The organism is Actinoplanes couchii (genome assembly GCF_016862075.1).
Classification (GTDB): domain Bacteria; phylum Actinomycetota; class Actinomycetes; order Mycobacteriales; family Micromonosporaceae; genus Actinoplanes; species Actinoplanes couchii.
The window spans coordinates 24,973-44,811 of record NZ_BOMG01000075.1 but is presented as its reverse complement, the minus strand read 5'-3'; the positions used below and the strand labels follow the sequence as shown (position 1 = coordinate 44,811).

The window sequence follows — 19,839 nt, the reverse complement described above, 5'->3', positions numbered from 1 at the left end:
ACCGCGAGTTTCCGGGCGTGGCAGGGCGCGGAGTCGGGGAGGTCGCGCCCGGGAGGCAGGGTCTCCCGAGGGCAGGGATCCGGAGAAACCCGGTGCCCCAGAGAATCCCAGGGCCGAAGAGGTCGGGGCCGAAGAGGTCGGGGCCGAAGAGGTCGGGGCCGAAGAGGTCGGGGCACAAAAAGTCGGGGCACAAGAGAAGCCAAGGGGCCGAAGATGCCAGGGAGCCAGCGCGGGCAGAACCGGCGGTGAGTGACGTCGCTGCAGCTTGGGACGGTTTCTGTGGGCTGTTAGGGTCGCCGGTCATGGATGTGCCGCCGATACCCGTGTATGCCGATCAGACTCGTGCTCTGCTCTGGATTCAGTTGGTCGTCAATATGATCGGGATCCTGCTCTTCCTGGTCGTCGCGATCAACTTTCAGCCGGTGATGCCGGCGAACGGTGATCTTTACGCCTGGGCGGTTCTCGTCGGGCTGCTGTTCGGCGGGATCCAGGCGGGCTGGGCCGGCAGATACTTTCCGCGCGGCTGGGCGGTCGCCTGGATCCTCGCCGTCAACGCTCAGGTCCTCACGGCCGTCGCCGTCTGGGCCGGCTGGCAGTTGGGGTGGCCCATGGGTCTCGGCATCGTTTACACGCTCGGCATGGTCGGCTGGATCTCGGTCAATCTGTCCAGGTCCGAGGTCCGCAGGTTCTGTTTCTCCAGGAACGGCTGAATCCGCAGCGCCTCGACCAGACTCCGGTACAGGTCGTCGGACTCGTACAGCTCGGGGTGTGTGCCCTGGGCCCGGATCTGCCCGTCCTCGACGACCACGATCCGGTCGGCGTCGAGCACCGTGGACAGCCGGTGCGCGATCGTCACCACCGCGCCGCGCCGGGCGTGCTCCTGGATGCAGGCCTGCACGGCGGCCTCGGTCAGCCCGTCGACCTGTGCGGTCGCCTCGTCGAGCAGCAGCACCTCGGGGGTGCGCAGCAGGGCCCGGGCCAGGGCGATCCGCTGGCGCTGACCGCCGGAGACGTCGGTGGCGTGCAGGGCCGGCTCCAGCTCGTCGAGGCGAACGGAACGCAGCACCTCCCGTACCTCAGCGTCGGTCGCGTCGGGATGGGTGAACCGCACGTTGTCGCCGACCGTGCCCGGGACCACCGGGGTCTCCTGCTCGACGTAGGCGAGCCGGCCCCGCACCTCCCGGTGGCTCCACTCGGTGTAGGGGCGGCCGTCCAGCAGGATCCGGCCCTCCTCCGGCTCCAGGAAGCGCAGGAGCAGCGAGAACAGTGTCGTCTTGCCGGCGCCGGACGGGCCGACGATCGCGGTGTGGCCACGGCGCGGGATCTCCAGGTCGAGACCGTGCAGAACCGGCGAGGTGTCCGGACCGTACCGCGCGGTCACGCCCTGCAGGGCCAGCACCGGGCCATCGTCCTCACTGGCCGGACCGGTCGTCTGGGCCGAACCGGCCGGAACGATCGCCTCGGTCGAGCCGGCCGGAACGGCAGCCTCGGCCGAGCCCGGTGACGACGGCTCCAGGGCGATCGACTCCAGCTCGTTGATCCGGCCGGAGGCGGCGATGCCGGCCTGGAGGGCGGTCAGATTCTGGGTCAGCTCGCCGATCGGGCCCATCAGCTGGAAGACGTAGAGCAGGAACGCCACCAGGCTGGACACCTCGAGCAGCCCCTCGCTGGCCCGCCAGGCGCCGACGGCGAGGATCAGGATGACCGCCAGGTTGATGCCGGACCAGGCGATGGTCCACACCGCGGCGGCGACCCGGGCGGCACGGATGCTGTGCCGGGCGGCGTCCTGCGCGTTGCCGACGATCTGGTCGCCCTGGCGGCCCTCGGCCCGGGACGCCTTGACGGTCCGGATCGCACGCAGCGCGCCCTCCAGGTTGGCGCCCAGGTTGCCGACCGACGCCTGGGCGGCGGTCTGCGCCTGGCCGATCCTGGGCAGCAGCAGGAACATCAGCACCCCGACCACGGCCACCGCGCCCAGCGTGCAGGCGAGCAGGGTCAGGTCGAGGACTGCCATCAGCACCAGCGTGCCGATCAGGCCGATGCCCGCGTTGATCAGGCCGATGATGCTGCTCGACGCCTGGTGCAGCAGGCCGGTGTCGGCGGTGACCCGGGTGACCAGCTCGCCGGTCGCGCGGGCCTGCAGGTCGAGGACCCGGGCCCGGAAATAGCGTCTGATGATCGAGGTGCGGGCGTCCAGGACGATGCGCTCGGCCAGTGTGCCGAGCAGGATCGACTGCCAGAGGGTGATCACCGAACCGGCCACCACCAGGGCGGCGAGCACGGCGATCGGGGTGACCAGGTCGACGCCGCCGCTGAAGCTGTCGAGCACCCACTTGGTGACCATCGGCGTGGCCAGCCCGGCCGCGCTGGCGATCAGGCCGAGGAACAGCCCGAGCGCCATCGTGCGCCGGTGCGGGCGGAGCACGGCTAGAAGGGTTCCCAGTCTCGTGGTAGCTGGCATGCCCGCAATGGAACACCGATGTTCCAGAAAGGGCAACTGTTATTCTGCGACGGTGAGAAGCGTCCGTGCCCGGACCCGTCAGGCGATCCTCGACGCGGCGATCGAGGTGCTGTCCCGCAACCCGGCTGCCCCGCTGGGTGAGGTGGCCACCGCCGCCGACGTCGGGCGCACGACGCTGCACAGGTATTTTCCGGAGCGCACCGATCTGATCGAGGCGCTGAAGGAGGAGGCCGGGCGCCGTCTGGACGAGGCGCGGCTGCGGGCCCGGGTCGGCGACGAGACCGGGGCGTCCGCGATCCGCCGCCTCTGTCAGGAGTATTTCGATCTCGGCGACGTGCTCTCGCTGCTGTTCCGCGAGCAGATCGCCTTCGAGGACGAGGGCGACTGCGACGACGGCTTCACCGCGATGATCGAACGCGGTCACAGTGACGGCAGCATCGACCCCGAGCTGCCCGCCACGTGGATCTCCAACCTGATGTGGTCACACCTCTACGGCGGCTGGAGCTACATCTCCGAGGCCCAGGTCTCCCGGCACGAGGCGCTGCGCCTGGTGCTGCGCAGCATCGAGGGGGCGGTCACTCCCCGGTGAAGACCGGGGCCCGCCGGCCCAGGCTGGCGGCGATCCCCTCGGCGCTGTCCTTCGTCGCCCAGTGGATCTTCTGTTCGGCCAGTTCGTGCTCCAGGGCGGCGCGCACCCGCTCGGCCAGCCCGTGCCGCAGCGTGGCCCGGATCGACCGGACCGCCAGCGGCGCCGACCCGGCGATCTCGGCGGCCAGCGCGCGGGCGGTGACCCGCAGCAGCCCCGGTTCGGCGAGCCGGTCGGCCAGCCGCAGGCGCAGCGCCTCCTCGCCGCCGACCCGGCGCCCGGTCAGCAGCATGTCGGTGGCGGCCTGCCGCCCGACGATCTCCGGCAGTGTCACGCTGACGCCGAAGCCCTGGTGGAAACCGAGGCGGCCGAAGTTCGCCACGAACCGGGTGGACGCCTCGGCGACCCGGAGGTCCGCGGCGCACGCCAGGCCGAGCCCGCCGCCCACGGCGGCCCCCTGGACCGCGGCGATGATCGGCGTACGCACGTCGAACAGCTCCGCCGCCCGCCGGTAGAGCCGCTCGGCCGCCACCACGTGATCCTCGGCGAACGAGCCGGCCCCGAAGTCGGCGCCCGCACAGAAGTGCCTGCCCTCCGACGCCAGGACGATCACCCGGCAGGCGGGGTCGTCGTCGAGCGTCTTGGCGGCGTCCACGATCCGCCCGATCAGCACCTCGTCGAAATGGTTCGCCGGCGGCCGCCGCATCTCCAGCAGCGCCACCCCGTCCGCGACGTCGACGGACAGCTCGTCACTCAGCACCGTCGTACCGTACCGGGCGTCCGTTCCGTGCGAACAGCGGAGACGCCTCTCCCCGCGGTTTCGCCTTCTGCGGGTAGAGAGTCTCGTGCCGGGCCAGCATCGCGACGAATTCGACGATCTTCCGTTCCCGGGTCTCGGCGCGCTTGACCGCGTTCAACCGGTGCACCAGTGCGAACAGATTCGTCTTGGTGAGCACGTCGAACATCGCCTGGGCGGCCGGTTCCGCGGCGATCGCGGCGGCCAGGTCGTCGGGCACCACGGTCTCCGACGGCGGGGCGTACGCCGCGGCCCATCGCCCGTCCGCCTTTGCCGCCTCGACCGCGGCCTGCCCGGCCGGGAACATCAGCCCGGCCGCCTCCAGCCGGGCCACGTGCTCGACGTTGCGCTGGGACCAGGAGCTGCGGGCCCGGCGCGGGGTGAACCGGATCCACGACGACTGCTCGTCGCGTTTGCGGGCCTGGCCGTCGATCCAGCCGAAACACAGCCCCTCGTCGACGGCCTGCTGCCAGGTCAGGGTGGTGACGGTGCCGCCCTTGCGGGTCAGGGCGAGCCACACCCCGGCCGACGAGGCGTGGTTCCCGATCATCCACGCCCGCAGCGCCGCCGCATCCGCGACGACCAATTCTTGCAGCTCAACGCTCACCATAGAGCGCAGCGTACGGGTAGCAGCCCGGGGTGCGGCCGAAGGTACGGCGGAAGACGTCGATGAACGCGCTCGCCGACTACCAGCCGCACCGGTGCGCCACCGCGGGAACGTCATGCCCAGATCGGCTACGTGGGCCGCGTGATCCGCTCGGCGATCAGCACGCCGACCCCGTCCAGGATGCGCGCCAGCCCGAAGTCGAGGGCCCGGTCACCCCCGGTCGACTCCAGCGCCGCGGCGACGGCCGGGAACCGCTCCTCCCGGCCGGCCAGCAGCGCCTGCAGGCCCATCGCCTGCTCCGGGTCCGCGCCCGGCGGCATCGCGGTGACCTGCTGGGCCAGGTTGCGGACGTGCCCGGTGAGCAGCACCGCCACGTCGAGCTTCTCACTGCCGTGCAGACCGGAATCGGTCAGAGCGGCGACCGCGGTCTCCAGCCAGCTCAGCTCGTTCGGCCCGATCACCCGGGCTCCGACAGCGGCCTCGAGGGCCCACGGGTGGGCGTGGAATCCGGTGAACAGCGCCCGGGCCCAACCGTCCAGGGTCGCCCGCCAGGTCGCGCCGGGAACCGGATCGGGCGGGGCGCCGATGGCCGTGTCCAGCATCAGGGCGACCAGCTCGGCCTTGCCGGGGACGTAGCGGTAGAGGGCCATCTTGGTCACCCCGACGGCCTCGGCCACCCGCTGCATGGTGACCGCGGCCAGGCCCTCGGCGTCGGCCGCCGCGATGCCGGCAGCGGTGATCGTCTCCAGGGTCAGAGTCGGTCGCGGGCCGCGGCGGGGCGGGGCCGCCGGCGTCCACAGCAGTGTCATCAGGTCGCGCATGGTTGCCCTCCCGTAAAAACTGTGTCTAGCATAATCTGTATCCGACGGACACAGTTTGGAGACGGACCATGCGCGTACTGATCAGTGGAGCCGGAATCGCCGGGCCGGCCCTGGCCCTGCGACTCGCCGGGGACGGGGCGGCGGTCACCGTCGTCGAGATCGCCCCCGGGCTCCGCACCAGCGGTTTCGCCGTCGACTTCCGCGGGCCCACCCATCACGCGGTGCTACGACGGCTCGGCGTGCTCGACGACCTGCGCGCCATCCAGACCCACGGCAGCGCGATGATCTGCGTGGACGAGCACGACCGGGAGATCTTCACGCTGCCGGCCACCTTCACCGGCGGTGAGCTGGAGGTTCGTCGCCGCGACCTGTCCCGCCTGCTGCACGACCGCGGCGCCGGCCGGGTCGACTACCGGTTCGGTGACACCATCACCAAGATCGAAGAGACAGCCGATTTTGTACGGGTGGAGTTCCGCGATGCCGGGGCCGAGGAGTTCGACCTGGTGATCGGCGCCGACGGCATGCACTCCACGGTCCGCCGTCTGGTGTTCGGTGCCGAGAGCCGGTTCCTCACACCGCTCGGCTACCACATCGCCGGGTGGGAGCTGGCGTTCGACGGCCTCGACTCCAGCCGGTGGTTCAACGTGCCCGGCCGGATGGCGAGCGTCAGCCCCGGAGCCGTCGCCATGCTGATCTTCCGGTCCACCGGGGAAACCGTCGGCTGGCACGATCAGGCGGCGCAGAAACGGCTGATCAGCAGCACTTTCGACGGGCTGCCCTGGCACGTGCCGAGGCTGCTGGACAGCCTCGACGGCGTCACCGACCTGTACTTCGACGCCATCGCCAGGATCGACATGCCGTCGTGGACCCGGGGCCGGATCGCCCTGGTCGGTGACGCGGCGTGGGGCGTGACCCTGGGCGGCATGGGTGTCGGCACCGGGCTGGTCGGCGCCCACGTCCTCGCCGGTGAGCTGGCCTCCACCGGCGATCATCGAGCGGCCTTCGCCGCCTACGAGACCCGGATGCGGGCGTACGCCGGACGATGGCAGAAGGGCGCGAACCCCGGCCGTTTCCTGGCGCCGGCCACCCGGTACGGCCTGACGCTGCGCAACCGGCTGCTGAGCACCCGCCCGGCCCAGCGGATGCTCCTCAGCGGCACGAAGAGCCTGGCCACCGACACCGAACTGCCTGCCTACTCCTGATCGCCGCCCCAGGTCCCGTCGTCCCGGACCCGGTATGTCCGGCGTCCGACGATCAGGGTCTCCAGGGCTTCCAGATAGGTGTCGGCCACGAACCACTCCCCGGCCTGGTCCAGGTCGAAGACCCGGCCGTGCTCGTCGATGGCCAGCACCGATTCGCCGTTCACCCGGCCCAGCGGGAGCAGCCGGGCACCGATCACCTGACCGAACTCGTGCAGCAGGTCAGCGGTGTGGGCGGCGTCCACGGGGTTGATCGCGAACAGGCGGGAGCGCTGGGACACCCCGGGTGCACGACGCCCCAGCAAAGCCAGCGCCGTGTGGCCCATCGCCGCGGAAAGCGCCGGAAACTCCTGGTGGCGGAACTCCTGGCCGTTGACTGGGAGAACATCGTCCTCCAGCATGCTCTCGGCGATCTCGACAGTCAGGTCATAGGGCGCGTCCGGCCACCAACCGCCGTGGAGCAACTCCGCGGCGACCGTGTCGGAGAACCTGGCCGGATCGGGACTTGGCTGCGGTGAAGCGACGAACTCGTGCAAGGCGCCGGTGCTGGCCCACGGCAGCAACGCCAGCTGGGTGAGCACGTAGACGCAGGTCTCGCACGGGTCGTTCGGCTGACCGGACTGCGGATCACCGGAAGCGTGGATCTGGAACGTCTCGAACAGCGAGTCCCCCAGCAGCACCCGGGCCTCGTCGAGAGCGATCGGCCCGAGACCGTCCAGGGCCCGGCGCCGGTCCACGTCGTGCAGGGCGTCGGAGCAGGCGATCAGCTCGGCGTGCCGCTCGTGCCCGCGGACCTGCTCGTGCGGCGCCTGCTCGGCTAGACGCTCCAGGACCAGCGGGTGGTGGTTGAGCTTCTGGTCGCCCTTGGCGCCCCGGCCGATGTAGACCCGGCCGCCGACCGTCGCGTGCGCCGCGATCGTCGGCGCGATCCGGCGACGGATCTCGCGGCGCAGCTGCACCTCGGGATCGGCGGTCCGGGGCGGGCCGACGATGTCCGCGTGTCTGTCCCGGTACATCTGCGCCACGGTGTCGAAGGGCAGGTTCGGCCAGGTCGACACCCGGCCGGTCGCCCGGTCGATGATCTGGGCGGCGGCGCCGAGCTCGACCGACGTCGCCGAGATCAGGGCGACGACGAACCCGAGGTCGAACTCGTCGACCCGGGCGGTCCGTTGCTGTCCGGCGAGCGTGTAGCCACGAGCCCAGGTCGCCGCGATGGCGTCGGCCTCCGCACGAGTGATCACTGTTCGTTCCTCCAGGTGCCGTCGTCACGGACGCGGGCGTTCGGCAAGCCCATGACCAGCGCGATGATCGCCTCGTCGAGGGTCTCCCCGACGAACCACTCCCCGCCCTGGTCCAGCGAGAAGACCCGGCCGCGTTCGTCGATCGCCAGGACCGCCTCGTCGAAGCCCTCGGTGCCGAGCGGGTACATCCGGGCGCCGACGACCTGGCCCAGTTCGTGCAGCGCGTCGGCCAGGTACACCACGCCGTGGAACGGGCCGATGTGGAACAGCCGGACACGCTGCCCCAGGCCGGGGCCGTTGCGGTGCGGGGCGGTGTCGTGGAACTGGAGGTACGCCGCACGAGCCGCGGGGAACTCCTCGATCAGGTGCTCGGTGCCCCGGTGCCGGCCGTCCCGGACGTACGCCAGATCCTTCTCCGCACGCCGCGACTCGCCCCAGCCGCCCGCGGCGAGTTCCCAGGCCACCTCGGCCGGGAACCGGCCGGGTTCCGGGTCGTCACCCGAGGTACGCCGCCGGATCACCTGGTTGGCCCGGTGGAAGTCGCCGGAGGCCGGGATCACACCCAGCTCGACCAGGATCGCCGAGCAGGTGGCACACGGGTGGGTGGGCTTGCCGCCGTGGGAGTCCTCCGCCTCGCGGATGTGGAACGTCTCGAACCCGCCGTGGCCGAGCAGGACCTTCGCCTCGTCGAGGCTGAGCGGCGCCTGGCCGGCGTCGGTCCGGGTCCGGTCGGCGTCGGTGAACACGTCCGACAGCACCAGCAGCTCGGCGTGCCGCTCGGCGCCCCGGATCCGGGCCGGCCGCGGGATCGCCTCCAGCAGCCCGGCGATCAGCGGGTGATGACGCAGCTCCTGGTCACCCTTGGCGCCGCGGGCCCGGAACAGCCGGCCACCCAGCGTGATGTGCGCGGCCGTCGACGGGCTGACCCGGCGGTGCGCCTCCCGGCGTAGTTCGGCGATCGGGTCGGCGGTCCGGTGCGGGCCGACCACGGCGGCCCGGCGCTCGCCGTACGTCCGGTCCAGCTCCTCGGCCGGGGCCGGTGGCCAGTGCGAGAGCCGCCCGGTCTCCCGGTCGATGACGGTGGTCAGGTCGCCACCCGGCTGCGTGTGTGTCCGTGGCGGTAGCCGCATCCACACCGCGAACCCGTCGGTCAGCTCGTCGACGTGCGGCACACACTCGTAGCCACGCTGGAACGACTGCCGGTGAGCCCATCCCCGGGCGATGTCCTGTGCCTCGGCCAGCGTGATCATCCAGCCCGCCCCCTTCGGTCCGTCCGTGCGAGCTTAGAGCCCCTGGCCAACGCCGGTCGGTGGAGGCCCGGGGTTGATTCCTGCTGGTAGGTTCTGTCAGTCAAATCGCGAGTCCTGGGGGAGACAGCCGTGAGCAGACAGGCCGACCGCGACGCGAACCACGCACTTCGCGCTCGTTTCGACGATGTGGTGTCGCAGTACCAGCGCCTCCGACTGGGCCTCGACGACCTGCAGGAACGCCTGTCGAGCATGTCGGTGACCGCCGAGTCGCCGGACCGGATGGTCAAGGCCACCGTCGGACCGCGCGGGCAACTCGTCGACCTCAGGTTCGACCCGGACGCCTATCGCCGGCTCACCCCGGAACAGCTGTCCCGGACCGTTCTGCGCACCGTCGAGCAGGCGGTCGCGAAGACCACCGACCAGGTGCAGGAAATGGTCGGCGAATATCTTCCGGCCGACTCCGGCGCGGCCCGGTTCATGCGCGACGGTAAGTTCAGCAGTTTCCTCGACCGCCAGGACCGGGTCATGCGCGAGGCCGGTGAGAACGATGGCCGGTGAGCAGCTCTATCTCGACCCGCAGCGGGCCTCCTCGGGCGGGCGCAAACTGACCGCGGCCGGCAACGAGATGGTCTCCCTCAACAACGGGACCGTCGCCGAGATCAAGAACGCCAGCTCGACCAATCCGTGGGGCAACGACGACATCGGTGCGGCGTTCCAGAAGAACTACACGCCACTGATGGAGAAGTTCACCGAGGCGTTCGGCAACATCGGTCAGTTCCTGGAAGGCCTCGGTGAGTCCGCGGTCGCGAGCGTCGACGACAACATGAACGCGGACGCGCGGGCGGGAGAGACCGTCTACCAGGCGTACCGGGCGCCGCTGACATGACGATTCTGCCCAGCCCCATTCCGCACCCGCTCGACTTCTCCCCCTGGGACCTTCCCGGCTGGGCGTACGAGGCTCTCGAATGGGTCGTCGGTTTCGACTGGCCCGAGGGCAACGAGGCCGCGACCTGGGACGTCGCCGACCAGTGGTACGCCCTGGCCGATGCGATGGTCGGCCCGCGCGAGGACGCCGTCCTGGCCGCGCAGCAGGTCATCGACGGGTACGGCGGTAGCGGCACCACCATCGAGGCGTTCATCGCCGCGTGGAATCAGGTCGCCGCCGGCGGGGACGAGGCGCCGCTCAATTCGCTCATCGCGTTCGCCGACGCGATGGCGCAGATGGTGTGGGAGTGCGGCGGTGACATCGAGGCCGCCAAACTCGAGGCCTGGATCGAACTCGGTCTTTTTGTCATCGAGCTGATCGCGCTGGCGGTCACCGTGGCGCTCACCCTCGGCGCGGCCTCTCCGGCGGCCGGCGGCCTGATCGCGGCCACCCGGTTCGCGATCCAGCAGATCTTCAAGAAACTTGTCGCCCAGCTCGCCAAGAAATCGATCAAACAGGCTCTCAAGGACCTCGGCAAGCGTGCGGCCAAAGACGTACTGACGAAAAAGGGTCTGAAGAACCTCGGCAGGAACGCGCTGCACTCGGCCAAGGACGAGGCCCGTGAAGAGGCCATCACCAACAGCCTGGTGCAGGGTTATCAGCAGGCGGCCGGGCACGGCAACTTCTCGTTCAGCGAGCTGGGGATGTCCGCTCTCGGCGGTGCGGCCGGTGGCGCCGCGGCCACCGGTGGCGGAATCGGCGGGAACGGCAAGGGCGGCGTTTTCCGCGGCGCCGCCTCCGACATGCTCGGCGAACTCGGTGGATCCGCGGTCAGCGGCCAGCTCCCGAGTTTCGAGGACCTGGCGAAATCGGGAACGTCCGGCGCGGTCGGCACTTCGGTGTCCAACTCCAAGGACTCGTTCAGCGACATCAAGAACAGCCTCAACACCGGCGACCTGAAGCTCGGCGGCTCGCTTCCGGCCTCGTCCGGCCCATCAACCTCATTCGCCGGTACGAATGGCGGAGGGCCGAGTCTCGATTTCTCGGGCGGTGCGGACTCGGGGTCGTCCGGCTCGTCGTCCGGTTCGTCCTCGTCGTCGTCCTCCGGGGGCGGGTCGTCCTATTCGGGTGGCGGTTCCTCCTCGTCCTCGACATCTTCTTCCTCGACGTCCTCGTCCTCGTATTCCCCTTCGTATTCCGCCTCGTATTCCTCCTCCGCCTCCGACGGCGGGGTGTCGACCACGACCGCTTCCCATTCGTCGTCCTCCTCGCCCGCGTCCTTCTCCTCCTCGCCCTCGTCGTCTTCGCCCTCTTCCTTCTCCTCCCCCTCGGACTCCGGGGCGTCCTCGCCGGCCACCTCGCCGGTGTCCTCGTCCCATGCGGACAACGGATCCTCGGCGGCCGCCTCCGACCCGGGTTCGACCTCCCCGGCCTCCCACTCGCCGCAGTCCTCCCCGGTCAGCCACAGCCCGTCGTCGTCGACGGACAACGACGTCAGGCTATCGTCGTTCGCGCCGCCCGCCGAGGCCCCGGCCCACACCGGGCCCGGCAACACCGGCATGACCTCACCGGGACCGAACCCGTCGACTGTCAACACCCCGCCGCAGGGCGGTAACCCCTCGACCAACGCGCCGATGGCCTTCGCGCCCAACACCGGCAACAACGGCCCCCTCGGCGGAGCGCCCAACCCGAACGTGTCACTCGCGGGCGGCGGCCCCACGCCGACGATCAACCCATCGACCACTTCACCCGGTTCGCCCGCGGGGCCGCCCATCAACCCGGCGCCGGCAAACACGACACCGACCAGCACACCGCAGGGGCCAACACCGGCCACGACAACACCTGGCCCGAACACACCGGCCGCCAATAGCCCCAACCCGGTGACCACCAACCCGACGACGCCGGCCTCGACGAACCCGGCCGCCGCGTCGCCGAGCAATCCGGGCGGTCCTACGACGACGAACCCGAACACATCGTCGCCCAACAGCCCCAGGCCGCCGGCCGCTGGACCGAACCCTCACAACCCCACTGCCGCCGGTGTTACCCCGGCACCGGATGCCGGCCGCAACGATCCGGCCGGGCCGGGGGTCGTGCACGGAATGCCGAGTCCGGCCTCACGGCCGACCCCTGCCGCGAAGTTCGAGCAGGATTACTTCGATCAGGGTGCACGGAACAAGCAGGCGGTCAAGACCGAGGTCGAAAGGCGCGAACTCGCCTACTACAACCAGCGGATCGCGCAATCCCAGCAGTGGCAGGACGCCGCCCGGCGCGCGGCCCGCAAGGCAGCCCTCCGCCTTGACTTCGCCCAGCGTGACCATCATCGGAACGTCGAGGCTTACCACCGGCAGAAGGAACAGGCCTATCAGCAGGCCGCCGCGGACCTGAGCAATCCACGGAGATTCGACCTCACCCACAAGCCGGACTTCGACAAGGCGAATGACGAATCGGCTTTCGGGGTCTCCGACAAGCCGATCTGGCACAACGACCAGTCGGCGCTGACCGGGAACGCTAATCCGCCCAACGTCCGGCACACCCGGACGTACAACAAACCGGGTTTCCTTCGCCGTCCGCTGCCCATGCACCAGGCCGATCTGGAGTGGGGCTTTCCCAAGGACCACAACAATCGTCCGGTGCGGACCGCGGATCCCCGGCTGCCGTACTTCGGGCTGATGAACGACGGCGGGCCCAGCGCCGACCCGACCCGTGGTGTCAACTGCGTGGACTGCTCGATCTCGTTCATGGAGACCTATGTCCACGGGCGACCGACCGTGGCCGCGCCGCGAACCGTCGACTCGTACGGTTTCGGCAAGCCCGACGAACACTTCGGGGAGAAAGACGGCTCGATCCGGGCCGAGGAGGCGACCGGCAGCGGTTTCACCGATCTCACGCCCCAGTATCACGCGGGCGCCCGGTCGGACGCCGATGTCAAGGCCGACGTCGACGCCGGTTTCCAGGCGCTCATCGACACCCTCCGGATGGGTGGGCACGGTTCCGCGGCGATCGTCCTCAACTCGTGGCAGGGCGGCGGCGGGCACGCCTGGAACGCCGTCAACCACAAGGGGGACATTCTCTTCGTCGACCCGCAGACCGGTGAGTACACCGATCTCACCAACATGACGACCAATTCCTCCAGTCCGCGGTTCGCCACCCATTACGGGCACAACGGTCTGCCGAGCAACACCAATGTCGTCGATCTGAGCGCCCTGGTCATCGACGGCCAGGGGAATCCGGTCTCGGTTCCGAATACGCCGAAGTCGCGCTGGAGCGGCCCGAACACCCAGGTTCCGCCGCCGCCCGTGGCCTATCAGCAGCAACAGCAGGCGTTGCAACAGCAGCAGCAGAATCCGCTGCCGCCACCTCCTCCGTTGCCGCCTCTGCCGCCGCCGCCTCCGCTGCCCGGGCCGACGCCACCGGTCACCACCCAACCGGCACCGCCTGCTCCGCCGGTCACGACACAGCCGACGCCGCCGACGCCGCCGGCACCTCCGGCTCCGCCGGTCACCCCGCCGCCGGCCCCACCGGTCGACACCATGCCCGCCCCGGCCCCTCCGGTCGAAACCGCACCCGCCCCGGACCCGGCGGTCGACACTCAGAACATCACTGTGCCGCCGGTCGACACTCAGGACGTCACCGTGCCGCCGGTCGACTCTCAGCCGTCGCCGACTCCGTCGCCGGAGACCAAGCCCTCGCCGCCGGTTTTCGATCCGCTGTCCGTGTTGGATCCGGAGTCGATGAACCGGCCGCCCGAGGTCGACCCGCTCTCGGTTCTCGACCCCGGGCCGAAACCTGCTCCCACCCCGGTCGTGGAGATCGACACCGCCACCGGGCCCGACAACGACGTCACGCTCGCGGACGACCGGCCGGACCCCGTACCGCAGCCGTCTCCGGTTTCTCCGGTTGTGGATCGCAACGCCGAGCAGCAGGTCAAGGACAGCTACCACTTCGAACTCGACAGCAAGCGCCGTGGCTTCGACACCGAGCACCGCGACAACCTGGTCCGTGACATGCGGCGCGAGGCCCGGTCGAAGCGTGAGGCGGCGGACCACGACGCCCAGACGAACCGGGTCGCCGACGCGCTGGGTGACCCGGAGGTGGTGGCCCGGCGTCAGCAGGCGCGCGAGCAGTTGTACACCGACGCGGACATCATGGACCGGCAGGCGCTGGACATCGAACGCGGCGGCCCGATCGACGACGACGTCGAGGTGACCGGCGCGGACTGGGAGCGGGTCAACGAGACCTGGGCCGACACCACGCCGGGCCCGGTGGAGACCGACGACCGGTCGGCGCTGACCGGTGACGGCAACCCGCCGCCGATCGACACCACCCGCCGCTACCACGAGCGCGGTGGCCTGCGCCCGCCGCTGCAGATCCACCAGACCGACCTGGAACGGGCGATGCCCCGGGACGAGGACGGCCGGATCATCCGCCTGGCCGACCCGCGCGAGGGCGACTGGTTCAGCCTGCAGAACGACGGCGGTCCCGAGGCGGACCCGACCCGCTCGAACAACTGCGGCGACAATGCCCTGTCGTTCTACGAGTCGTACATGCACGCCCGCCCCCGGGTGTCCGCGCCGCGCACGTTCGACGGTTACCAGAACGGCGACCCGAACCGCCCGATCAACCCGGAACGCGGCGTCATCAACCGCATCGAACAGGCCACCAACTCGAATTTCGAGGGCTTGACGGACGTCGGCGACCTGTCCCCCGACGACGCCCGAACCCAGATCCGGATGGCCGAGAGCCGCCTGCACCACCACCTGCTGAGCACGGGTCACGGCTCGTTCGCCTTCATCACGACCCAGGACCAGGCCGGCCGAACCCACATCCACCAGGCGATCAACCAGAACGGAACGATCCTCTACGTAGACCCCCAGACGAGGGCGGTACGCGAGGGTTCCCCCCTGTACACGAACACGGGCCGAGACGTCGGCCCCGACGTGGTACGCATGGACGCCCTGACCTTGGACGGCCAGAACCGCCCCCGCCCCCTACACACCGGCGACGCCCCCACCATCGCCACCGACCCCTCCGGTCCACATCGACCAAGTAGAGAGCCGGACTGGGTTGATTCCGCCTGGTCGGAGGAGGAGAAGGTTCTGAAGATGATGGAGCGGTACGAACTTCTGGGCGACGTTCCCCCAACGTTCGACATCGTCACCAACGACGCCATGCACCATGCCCAAAGAGCGCATACGCTCTTGAAACACGGCCCCCAAGTCGAGTTGCACCGATCGGCGGATCCACACCAGAGTCAACTTGCGAGTAGCGATCCGGCTGCACCCGACCCGGTCAGGACGATCGAAGGACGCATCTACGGCGATCTGCCCTGGGGGCTGGGAGACCAACAGAACAAGTCATTCAAATGGATCAGCAAGTCCATCATGAACGACGAGATCAACAAGTACGTTACGGAGAAATGGCCGGCGATCCGTTCCGATCTTGCACTTCGGGGCAGGCATGAAGGATTTCATGATGCCAAGCGCCTCATCGGTGATGGTTTCTACAATAAGGGTTGGCACGGTCTGGGTGACCGTGAAGCCGAGCGGATCAGAACAAGCCTGGCCACCATCGTCATCAGGACCGTTCCTGGCTCGGATCCCCCTGAGCCGTACATCCACACATCTTTTCCAGCCGGACTAGGGAAGACAAATGGACATAACGCAACTCCCTGAGCCACTGCGCTCCCGCGCCATGGAGCTGACGGCTCGCCCGGACATGGAGAAGGTGAAATCACTACTCCGCTCGCGGGTTGCCGACAGCTCCGGCCTCGACGAGGTTCGAGAGGATTTTCGATCATCCGCACGGTTCGAGACCTTCTTCCTTCGGCAGGACCTAGTGGCGTTGGAAACCATTCTTGCCGAGCCTCAAGCCGCCGGGACTTTGCTTGAGCTGGTGGAAGACGACGCCAACTGGGTCATCGACGAGGACCAGACCGACCGCGGTGCGGCTGCCTTCCTGCGCGGGATCGCCGACATGCTGCGGGCTGCCATCGAAGAGGCGGAATCCGCGAGGTGACGATCACTGGGACCGCCCCCATCATTTCGCGGCTACCGGAATGGTTCTGATGGTGATGGACGCCGGGATCATCGCCACGGTCCAAGGGCGCCCAGTACTGCAGATCACCTGCTGAGATGTGTCTGCTCTGGCTGCACGGCGACCCGGATCGGGAGCGGCTCGTGATGGCGTTCGCTGAGGTGATGTCGATGCCGGTGGAGTCCGTGGACGTTCAGTCGCATGAGGTCATCGAGCGGAATGGGGAGGCACCGGTTCTCTGCACGGTGACTGCTCTCATCGGTGACGTGCGGCAGCATCTCGACATCTACTTCGCGGAGTCCGTCGGCGAGAGACCCTCCACCGAGAAGCTGACCGCTGCCCTGGCCGAGCGGCTGGGGTGCGCCATCGCCTACGAGATCCGGCTCCCGAGCTTTCCCGACTACTACTGGCTTGTCGGGACTGACGGCCGGCGGGCGCGGGCCGACATCAACGAGGTCGACCACGGGGACGACGAACAGTCGTCGTACTGGTTCTCAGCCGTCGAGCACCCGGTCGCCGGTGCACCCGGACTGGACCCGCTCCCCTGGCAGCACATGCCCGGCGGCGATCGCCGATGAATCCGCTGGAGAGGAGGCTGGTCTGGCTCGGGTATGAAGAGTTCACGCCGCTTCCGCAGTTCGCCATCGAGGTGGCCGGCGAACCCGGGGACGACCCCGCGAACGGGCCGCTGGCGTTCGCTCGGCGCATTCTCGGGGAGTTGCTGGAGCGCGGTTGGGTCGAGCTCTACCGCTCCGACCCCTGGCTGGACGGCCCGGTCACGCTGATTCCGGTGGAGGATCGGCAGCGGTATCTCGGTGACGATTCCTGCTGGCACTGGCGGGAAGACGACGAGGAAGACCTGAGCATGGTGTGGTACGGAACAACCGACGAAGGATACGACGCCTACACCGCGGGGTAGGCCCTGGTTTCGGTGGCTTTGACGGCTACCCACAGGGCACGGCCCGGGGAGAGGTCGAGCTGGGCCGCGGCGGCTGGGGTGATGTCGGCGGATACCGTGATCGGGCCGTCCAGGCGTACCCGCAGATTGTCGCCGTGGTGTTGGATGTCGGTCAGGACGGCCGGCCAGGTGTTTCGGGGGCTTCCGGACGGCTCGGAAAGGTGCAGGGCCACGGCTGACGGCGGGAACGCCACAAAAGCATCCCCCGAGACCGTGTCGGTGCTGGTCAGCGTGAAATCGTCGGCCACCACAACGGTGTGGCCGTCGCCGGAGCCGCGGTACAGGTTCAGGCCGACCAGGCGGGCCACGTAGTCCGTGCGGGGGCGGGCCGTGATCGTCGCCGCGTCGCCCTCCTGGACCACCCGGCCCTGCTCCACGATGACCAGACGGTCCGCCAGCACCAGGGCGTCCAACGGATCGTGAGTGACCAGCAACGTCGCACCCGGATGATCGGCCAGGTGACGTCGCAGCTCACCGCGGGTCTCCAACCGGGTACGGGCGTCCAGCGCCGCCAACGGCTCGTCCAACAGCAGCAGTTGCGGATCGACGGCCAGAGCCCGGGCCAGCGCCACCCGCTGCGCCTGCCCGCCGGACAGCTGCCGGGGCTTGCGGGCACCATGCGAACCCAGCCCGACGCGGTCCAGCCACTTGTCGGCCACCGCGTGCGCCGATCTCCGGTCCATTCCGTGCCGGCGTGGGCCGAAGGCCACATTGTCCCGGGCGGAAAGGTGCGGGAACAGCAGATAGTCCTGGAACACCACCCCGATCGGGCGTTTCTCCGGGGGCAGGGCCGTCAGATCACGACCGTCGAGACGAAGATGGCCGCCGGTCAATGCGGTGAGCCCGGCCAACGTACGCAAGGCTGTGGTTTTGCCCGCGCCGTTGGGGCCGAGGAGCGCGACCGTCTCGCCGGGCGCGATCTCCAGATGAATGTCCAGGGTGAACGCGCCGCGGGACGCCACCAGGTGTGCGTCGAGGAGGGCGCTCACGGTGTGGTCAGCCAACGGTCACGCAGGCCGGCCAGAATGGCCACCGAGACGACCAGCAGGATCAGGCTCAGCACGACCGCTCCTTCCAGATCGCCGCTCTCCATCGTCTGGTAGACGGCCAGTGGCATGGTCTGGGTGATGCCGGGATAGTTTCCGGCGAAGGTGATGGTGGCGCCGAATTCGCCGAGCGCCCGCGCCCAGCACAGCACCGCGCCGGCCGCGATGCCGGGGGCGACCAGCGGCAGCGTGACGTGGGTGAAGGTGGTCCAGCGGGTGGAACCGAGGGTGGCGGCGGCCTCCTCGAACCGGCTGTCGGCGCCGCGTAACGCGCCTTCGACGGCGATGACCAGGAACGGCAGCGCCACGAACGCCTCGGCGATGACCACGCCGGCGGTGGTGAACGGCAGCGTGATGCCGAACGTGGAGTCGAGCCACTGGCCGACGATGCCGCGGCGGCCGAGGGCCAGCAGCAGGGCGATGCCGCCGACCACCGGGGGCAGCACCAGCGGCACGGTGATCAGGGCGCGGACCAGGCGCCGGCCCGGGAACGTGACCCGGGCCAGCATCCAGGCCAGCGGCACCCCGAGGACCAGGCACACCACGGTGGCCAGGGTCGAGGTGATCAGCGACAGCCGGAGGGCTTCGACGACCCCGGGCTCGGCCAGACGGTCGAACAGGGTCGCCCACGGCGTGCGCACCAGCAACCCGGCCAGGGGCAGGATCAGGAAGATCAGACCCAGGATCGCGGGAATCAGCAGGGGTACGGGTACACGAGCCGTTTTCATGATCAGGGAGCCTGGAATCCCGCTTCGGTGAGGACCTTGATCCCGTCGGCGGAGAGCACGTAGTCGATGAACTTCTGCGCGCCGGTGGGGTTCTCGGCGTCCTTCAGCACGATGATCGGGTAGTCGTTGATCGCCTTCGCCGACTCGGGGAACTCGATCGCGTCGACATCGGACGCGGACGCCTTGGCGTCGGTGCGGTAGACCAGCGCCGCGTCGACCTCACCGAGCTTCACCTTGGACAGGGCCGCCTTGACGTCCTGCTCCAGGGTGACCGGGGTGACCTTGACGGCGGACGCCTCGAGGGCCGTCTTGGCGGCGGCGCCACAGGGCACGGCCTCGGCGCAGAGGGCCACCTTGAGGTCCGGCTTGGTCAGGTCGGCGAGTGCGGCGAGGCCCTTCGGGTTGCCCTTGGCAACCGCGATGACCAGCTGGTTCTTGACAAAAGTGGTAGGCGAGCCGGCGCCGGTCACGGCGGCCATGTTCTTCGGCGAGGCGGAGGCGAACACGTCGGCCGGGGCGCCCTCGTTGATCTGGGTGGCCAGGGCCGAGCTGCCGGCGAAGTTGAAGGTGACGGTCGTGCCGGGGTTCGCGGTCTCGAAGCTCTTGCCGATCGTGGTGAACGACTCGGTGAGCGAGGCGGCGGCGAAAACGGTGACAGAGCCGCCGGCCGAATTCCCGGTGTCCGATTTATCCGACGAATCACCACACGCGGTCAGCGCAACCAGCGCCGTGAGACCGACTGCCGCAAGCCGAAGTGCCCTCAACTCGATCTCCCCTTTGAACGTTCCACGACTACCGTCGTCGATTTGATGACCGCCACCGCGACCGAGCCGACCTGGAGATCCAGCTCGTCGACGGCCTCCCGGCTCATCAGCGACACCACCCGGAACGGTCCGCACTGGATGTCCACCTGAGCCATCACGGTGTCCTTGACCACCGCGGTGACGATGCCCCGCAGCCGGTTGCGCGCCGACGACTCGTCGGCCCGCTCGTCCGGATCGTTGCCCTGGTCCCGCACGAACGCCGCCAGGTCGGGCCCGTCGATCACCCGGTGACCACTGTCGTCACGCCCGGCCGGGAGTCGACCCGCGTCGATCCACCGGCGCACCGTGTCGACGCTCACACCGAGCAGTTCCGCGGCCTCACCGATCCGAAACACCGTCACGCCGCGGACTCTATCGGTTGCGC

Annotated in this window: 19 protein-coding genes; 9 read left to right on the top strand and 10 right to left on the bottom strand. The window is 69.4% G+C overall.

All coding sequences use genetic code 11. The features are described from left to right. Positions 1-374 precede the first annotated feature (374 nt). The gene (locus tag Aco03nite_RS30330; RefSeq protein ID WP_203800846.1) at positions 375-710 is read left to right on the top strand and encodes a hypothetical protein; all 336 of its coding nucleotides are present in this window, start codon (positions 375-377) and stop codon (positions 708-710) included. On the opposite strand, the gene Aco03nite_RS30325 is transcribed toward Aco03nite_RS30330, so the two are convergent. Next, positions 626-2,425: an ABC transporter ATP-binding protein gene (locus Aco03nite_RS30325; protein ID WP_239145556.1), complete on the bottom strand. Its 1,800-nt coding sequence runs from the start codon at positions 2,423-2,425 to the stop codon at positions 626-628. The two genes, Aco03nite_RS30330 and Aco03nite_RS30325, sit on opposite strands and share 85 nt — an antisense overlap. Before the next feature lie 88 nt (positions 2,426-2,513). Here Aco03nite_RS30325 and Aco03nite_RS30320 point away from each other — a divergent pair, with 88 nt between their 5' ends. Beyond that, positions 2,514-3,050 (top strand): TetR/AcrR family transcriptional regulator, encoded by a 537-nt coding sequence (locus Aco03nite_RS30320; RefSeq protein WP_239145555.1) that lies wholly within the window; start codon positions 2,514-2,516, stop codon positions 3,048-3,050. Here Aco03nite_RS30320 and Aco03nite_RS30315 read toward each other — a convergent pair. From Aco03nite_RS30315 to Aco03nite_RS30305, 3 genes are all read right to left on the bottom strand, one after another. Continuing rightward, positions 3,037-3,807: an enoyl-CoA hydratase/isomerase family protein gene (locus Aco03nite_RS30315; protein WP_239145554.1), complete on the bottom strand. Its 771-nt coding sequence runs from the start codon at positions 3,805-3,807 to the stop codon at positions 3,037-3,039. The two genes, Aco03nite_RS30320 and Aco03nite_RS30315, sit on opposite strands and share 14 nt — an antisense overlap. After that, the gene (locus Aco03nite_RS30310) at positions 3,797-4,453 is read right to left on the bottom strand and encodes a YdeI/OmpD-associated family protein (RefSeq protein WP_203800841.1); all 657 of its coding nucleotides are present in this window, start codon (positions 4,451-4,453) and stop codon (positions 3,797-3,799) included. Before Aco03nite_RS30310 ends, Aco03nite_RS30315 begins: the two co-directional genes overlap by 11 nt. A gap of 125 nt (positions 4,454-4,578) precedes the next feature. After that, positions 4,579-5,271: a TetR/AcrR family transcriptional regulator gene (locus Aco03nite_RS30305; RefSeq protein WP_239145553.1), complete on the bottom strand. Its 693-nt coding sequence runs from the start codon at positions 5,269-5,271 to the stop codon at positions 4,579-4,581. A 68-nt stretch (positions 5,272-5,339) separates the two neighbouring features. Here Aco03nite_RS30305 and Aco03nite_RS30300 point away from each other — a divergent pair, with 68 nt between their 5' ends. Continuing rightward, positions 5,340-6,473 (top strand): FAD-dependent monooxygenase, encoded by a 1,134-nt coding sequence (locus tag Aco03nite_RS30300; RefSeq protein WP_203800839.1) that lies wholly within the window; start codon positions 5,340-5,342, stop codon positions 6,471-6,473. On the opposite strand, the gene Aco03nite_RS30295 is transcribed toward Aco03nite_RS30300, so the two are convergent. Both Aco03nite_RS30295 and Aco03nite_RS30290 read right to left on the bottom strand, forming a co-directional pair. After that, positions 6,464-7,711, bottom strand: a complete 1,248-nt coding sequence (locus Aco03nite_RS30295) for an SUKH-3 domain-containing protein (RefSeq protein ID WP_203800835.1) — start codon at positions 7,709-7,711, stop codon at positions 6,464-6,466. The genes Aco03nite_RS30300 and Aco03nite_RS30295 overlap by 10 nt on opposite strands. Beyond that, positions 7,708-8,961, bottom strand: coding sequence for an SUKH-3 domain-containing protein (locus tag Aco03nite_RS30290; RefSeq protein ID WP_203800832.1), 1,254 nt, complete (start codon positions 8,959-8,961; stop codon positions 7,708-7,710). The genes Aco03nite_RS30295 and Aco03nite_RS30290 overlap by 4 nt, the downstream gene beginning before the upstream one ends. A gap of 129 nt (positions 8,962-9,090) precedes the next feature. Here Aco03nite_RS30290 and Aco03nite_RS30285 point away from each other — a divergent pair, with 129 nt between their 5' ends. From Aco03nite_RS30285 to Aco03nite_RS30260, 6 genes are all read left to right on the top strand, one after another. After that, positions 9,091-9,519 (top strand): YbaB/EbfC family nucleoid-associated protein, encoded by a 429-nt coding sequence (locus Aco03nite_RS30285; protein ID WP_203800829.1) that lies wholly within the window; start codon positions 9,091-9,093, stop codon positions 9,517-9,519. Further along, on the top strand, positions 9,509-9,847 hold the full coding sequence (locus Aco03nite_RS30280) for a hypothetical protein (protein WP_203800827.1): 339 nt from the start codon (positions 9,509-9,511) through the stop codon (positions 9,845-9,847). Before Aco03nite_RS30285 ends, Aco03nite_RS30280 begins: the two co-directional genes overlap by 11 nt. Beyond that, a complete protein-coding gene (locus tag Aco03nite_RS30275) occupies positions 9,844-15,558 on the top strand; it encodes a toxin glutamine deamidase domain-containing protein (protein WP_203800825.1) in 5,715 nt (1,904 codons plus the stop codon). The genes Aco03nite_RS30280 and Aco03nite_RS30275 overlap by 4 nt, the downstream gene beginning before the upstream one ends. 19 nt (positions 15,559-15,577) lie before the next feature. Continuing rightward, positions 15,578-15,901, top strand: a complete 324-nt coding sequence (locus Aco03nite_RS30270; protein WP_203800823.1) for a hypothetical protein — start codon at positions 15,578-15,580, stop codon at positions 15,899-15,901. 116 nt (positions 15,902-16,017) lie between these two features. Then, positions 16,018-16,497, top strand: coding sequence for a hypothetical protein (locus Aco03nite_RS30265; protein WP_203800821.1), 480 nt, complete (start codon positions 16,018-16,020; stop codon positions 16,495-16,497). Continuing rightward, a complete protein-coding gene (locus tag Aco03nite_RS30260; protein WP_203800819.1) occupies positions 16,494-16,838 on the top strand; it encodes a hypothetical protein in 345 nt (114 codons plus the stop codon). Before Aco03nite_RS30265 ends, Aco03nite_RS30260 begins: the two co-directional genes overlap by 4 nt. Here the strand turns inward: Aco03nite_RS30260 and Aco03nite_RS30255 are convergent. From Aco03nite_RS30255 to Aco03nite_RS30240, 4 genes are read right to left on the bottom strand one after another with little or no spacing between them, the layout of a single operon-like run. Then, positions 16,823-17,881 carry an ABC transporter ATP-binding protein gene (locus tag Aco03nite_RS30255; protein ID WP_203800816.1) on the bottom strand — a complete coding sequence of 353 codons (1,059 nt, stop codon included), beginning with the start codon at positions 17,879-17,881 and terminating at the stop codon, positions 16,823-16,825. The genes Aco03nite_RS30260 and Aco03nite_RS30255 overlap by 16 nt on opposite strands. Then, positions 17,863-18,651 (bottom strand): ABC transporter permease, encoded by a 789-nt coding sequence (locus Aco03nite_RS30250; protein ID WP_203800813.1) that lies wholly within the window; start codon positions 18,649-18,651, stop codon positions 17,863-17,865. Before Aco03nite_RS30250 ends, Aco03nite_RS30255 begins: the two co-directional genes overlap by 19 nt. 2 nt (positions 18,652-18,653) lie before the next feature. Then, on the bottom strand, positions 18,654-19,415 hold the full coding sequence (gene modA, locus Aco03nite_RS30245; protein ID WP_203800811.1) for a molybdate ABC transporter substrate-binding protein: 762 nt from the start codon (positions 19,413-19,415) through the stop codon (positions 18,654-18,656). Continuing rightward, positions 19,412-19,816, bottom strand: coding sequence for a TOBE domain-containing protein (locus tag Aco03nite_RS30240; protein WP_203800809.1), 405 nt, complete (start codon positions 19,814-19,816; stop codon positions 19,412-19,414). Before Aco03nite_RS30240 ends, modA begins: the two co-directional genes overlap by 4 nt. Positions 19,817-19,839 lie beyond the last annotated feature (23 nt).

What these genes read in the sequence shown, in the direction of transcription:
- Aco03nite_RS30330 (WP_203800846.1), top strand. Translation starts at nt 375, where the DNA reads ATGATCGGGATCCTGCTCTTCCTGGTCGTCGCGATCAACTTTCAGCCG.
- Aco03nite_RS30310 (WP_203800841.1), bottom strand. Translation starts at nt 4,453, where the DNA reads ATGGTGAGCGTTGAGCTGCAAGAATTGGTCGTCGCGGATGCGGCGGCG.
- Aco03nite_RS30305 (WP_239145553.1), bottom strand. Translation starts at nt 5,271, where the DNA reads ATGCGCGACCTGATGACACTGCTGTGGACGCCGGCGGCCCCGCCCCGC.
- Aco03nite_RS30300 (WP_203800839.1), top strand. Translation starts at nt 5,340, where the DNA reads ATGCGCGTACTGATCAGTGGAGCCGGAATCGCCGGGCCGGCCCTGGCC.
- Aco03nite_RS30290 (WP_203800832.1), bottom strand. Translation starts at nt 8,961, where the DNA reads ATGATCACGCTGGCCGAGGCACAGGACATCGCCCGGGGATGGGCTCAC.
- Aco03nite_RS30280 (WP_203800827.1), top strand. Translation starts at nt 9,509, where the DNA reads ATGGCCGGTGAGCAGCTCTATCTCGACCCGCAGCGGGCCTCCTCGGGC.
- Aco03nite_RS30275 (WP_203800825.1), top strand. Translation starts at nt 9,844, where the DNA reads ATGACGATTCTGCCCAGCCCCATTCCGCACCCGCTCGACTTCTCCCCC.
- Aco03nite_RS30270 (WP_203800823.1), top strand. Translation starts at nt 15,578, where the DNA reads ATGGAGCTGACGGCTCGCCCGGACATGGAGAAGGTGAAATCACTACTC.
- Aco03nite_RS30265 (WP_203800821.1), top strand. Translation starts at nt 16,018, where the DNA reads ATGTGTCTGCTCTGGCTGCACGGCGACCCGGATCGGGAGCGGCTCGTG.
- Aco03nite_RS30260 (WP_203800819.1), top strand. Translation starts at nt 16,494, where the DNA reads ATGAATCCGCTGGAGAGGAGGCTGGTCTGGCTCGGGTATGAAGAGTTC.
- Aco03nite_RS30250 (WP_203800813.1), bottom strand. Translation starts at nt 18,651, where the DNA reads ATGAAAACGGCTCGTGTACCCGTACCCCTGCTGATTCCCGCGATCCTG.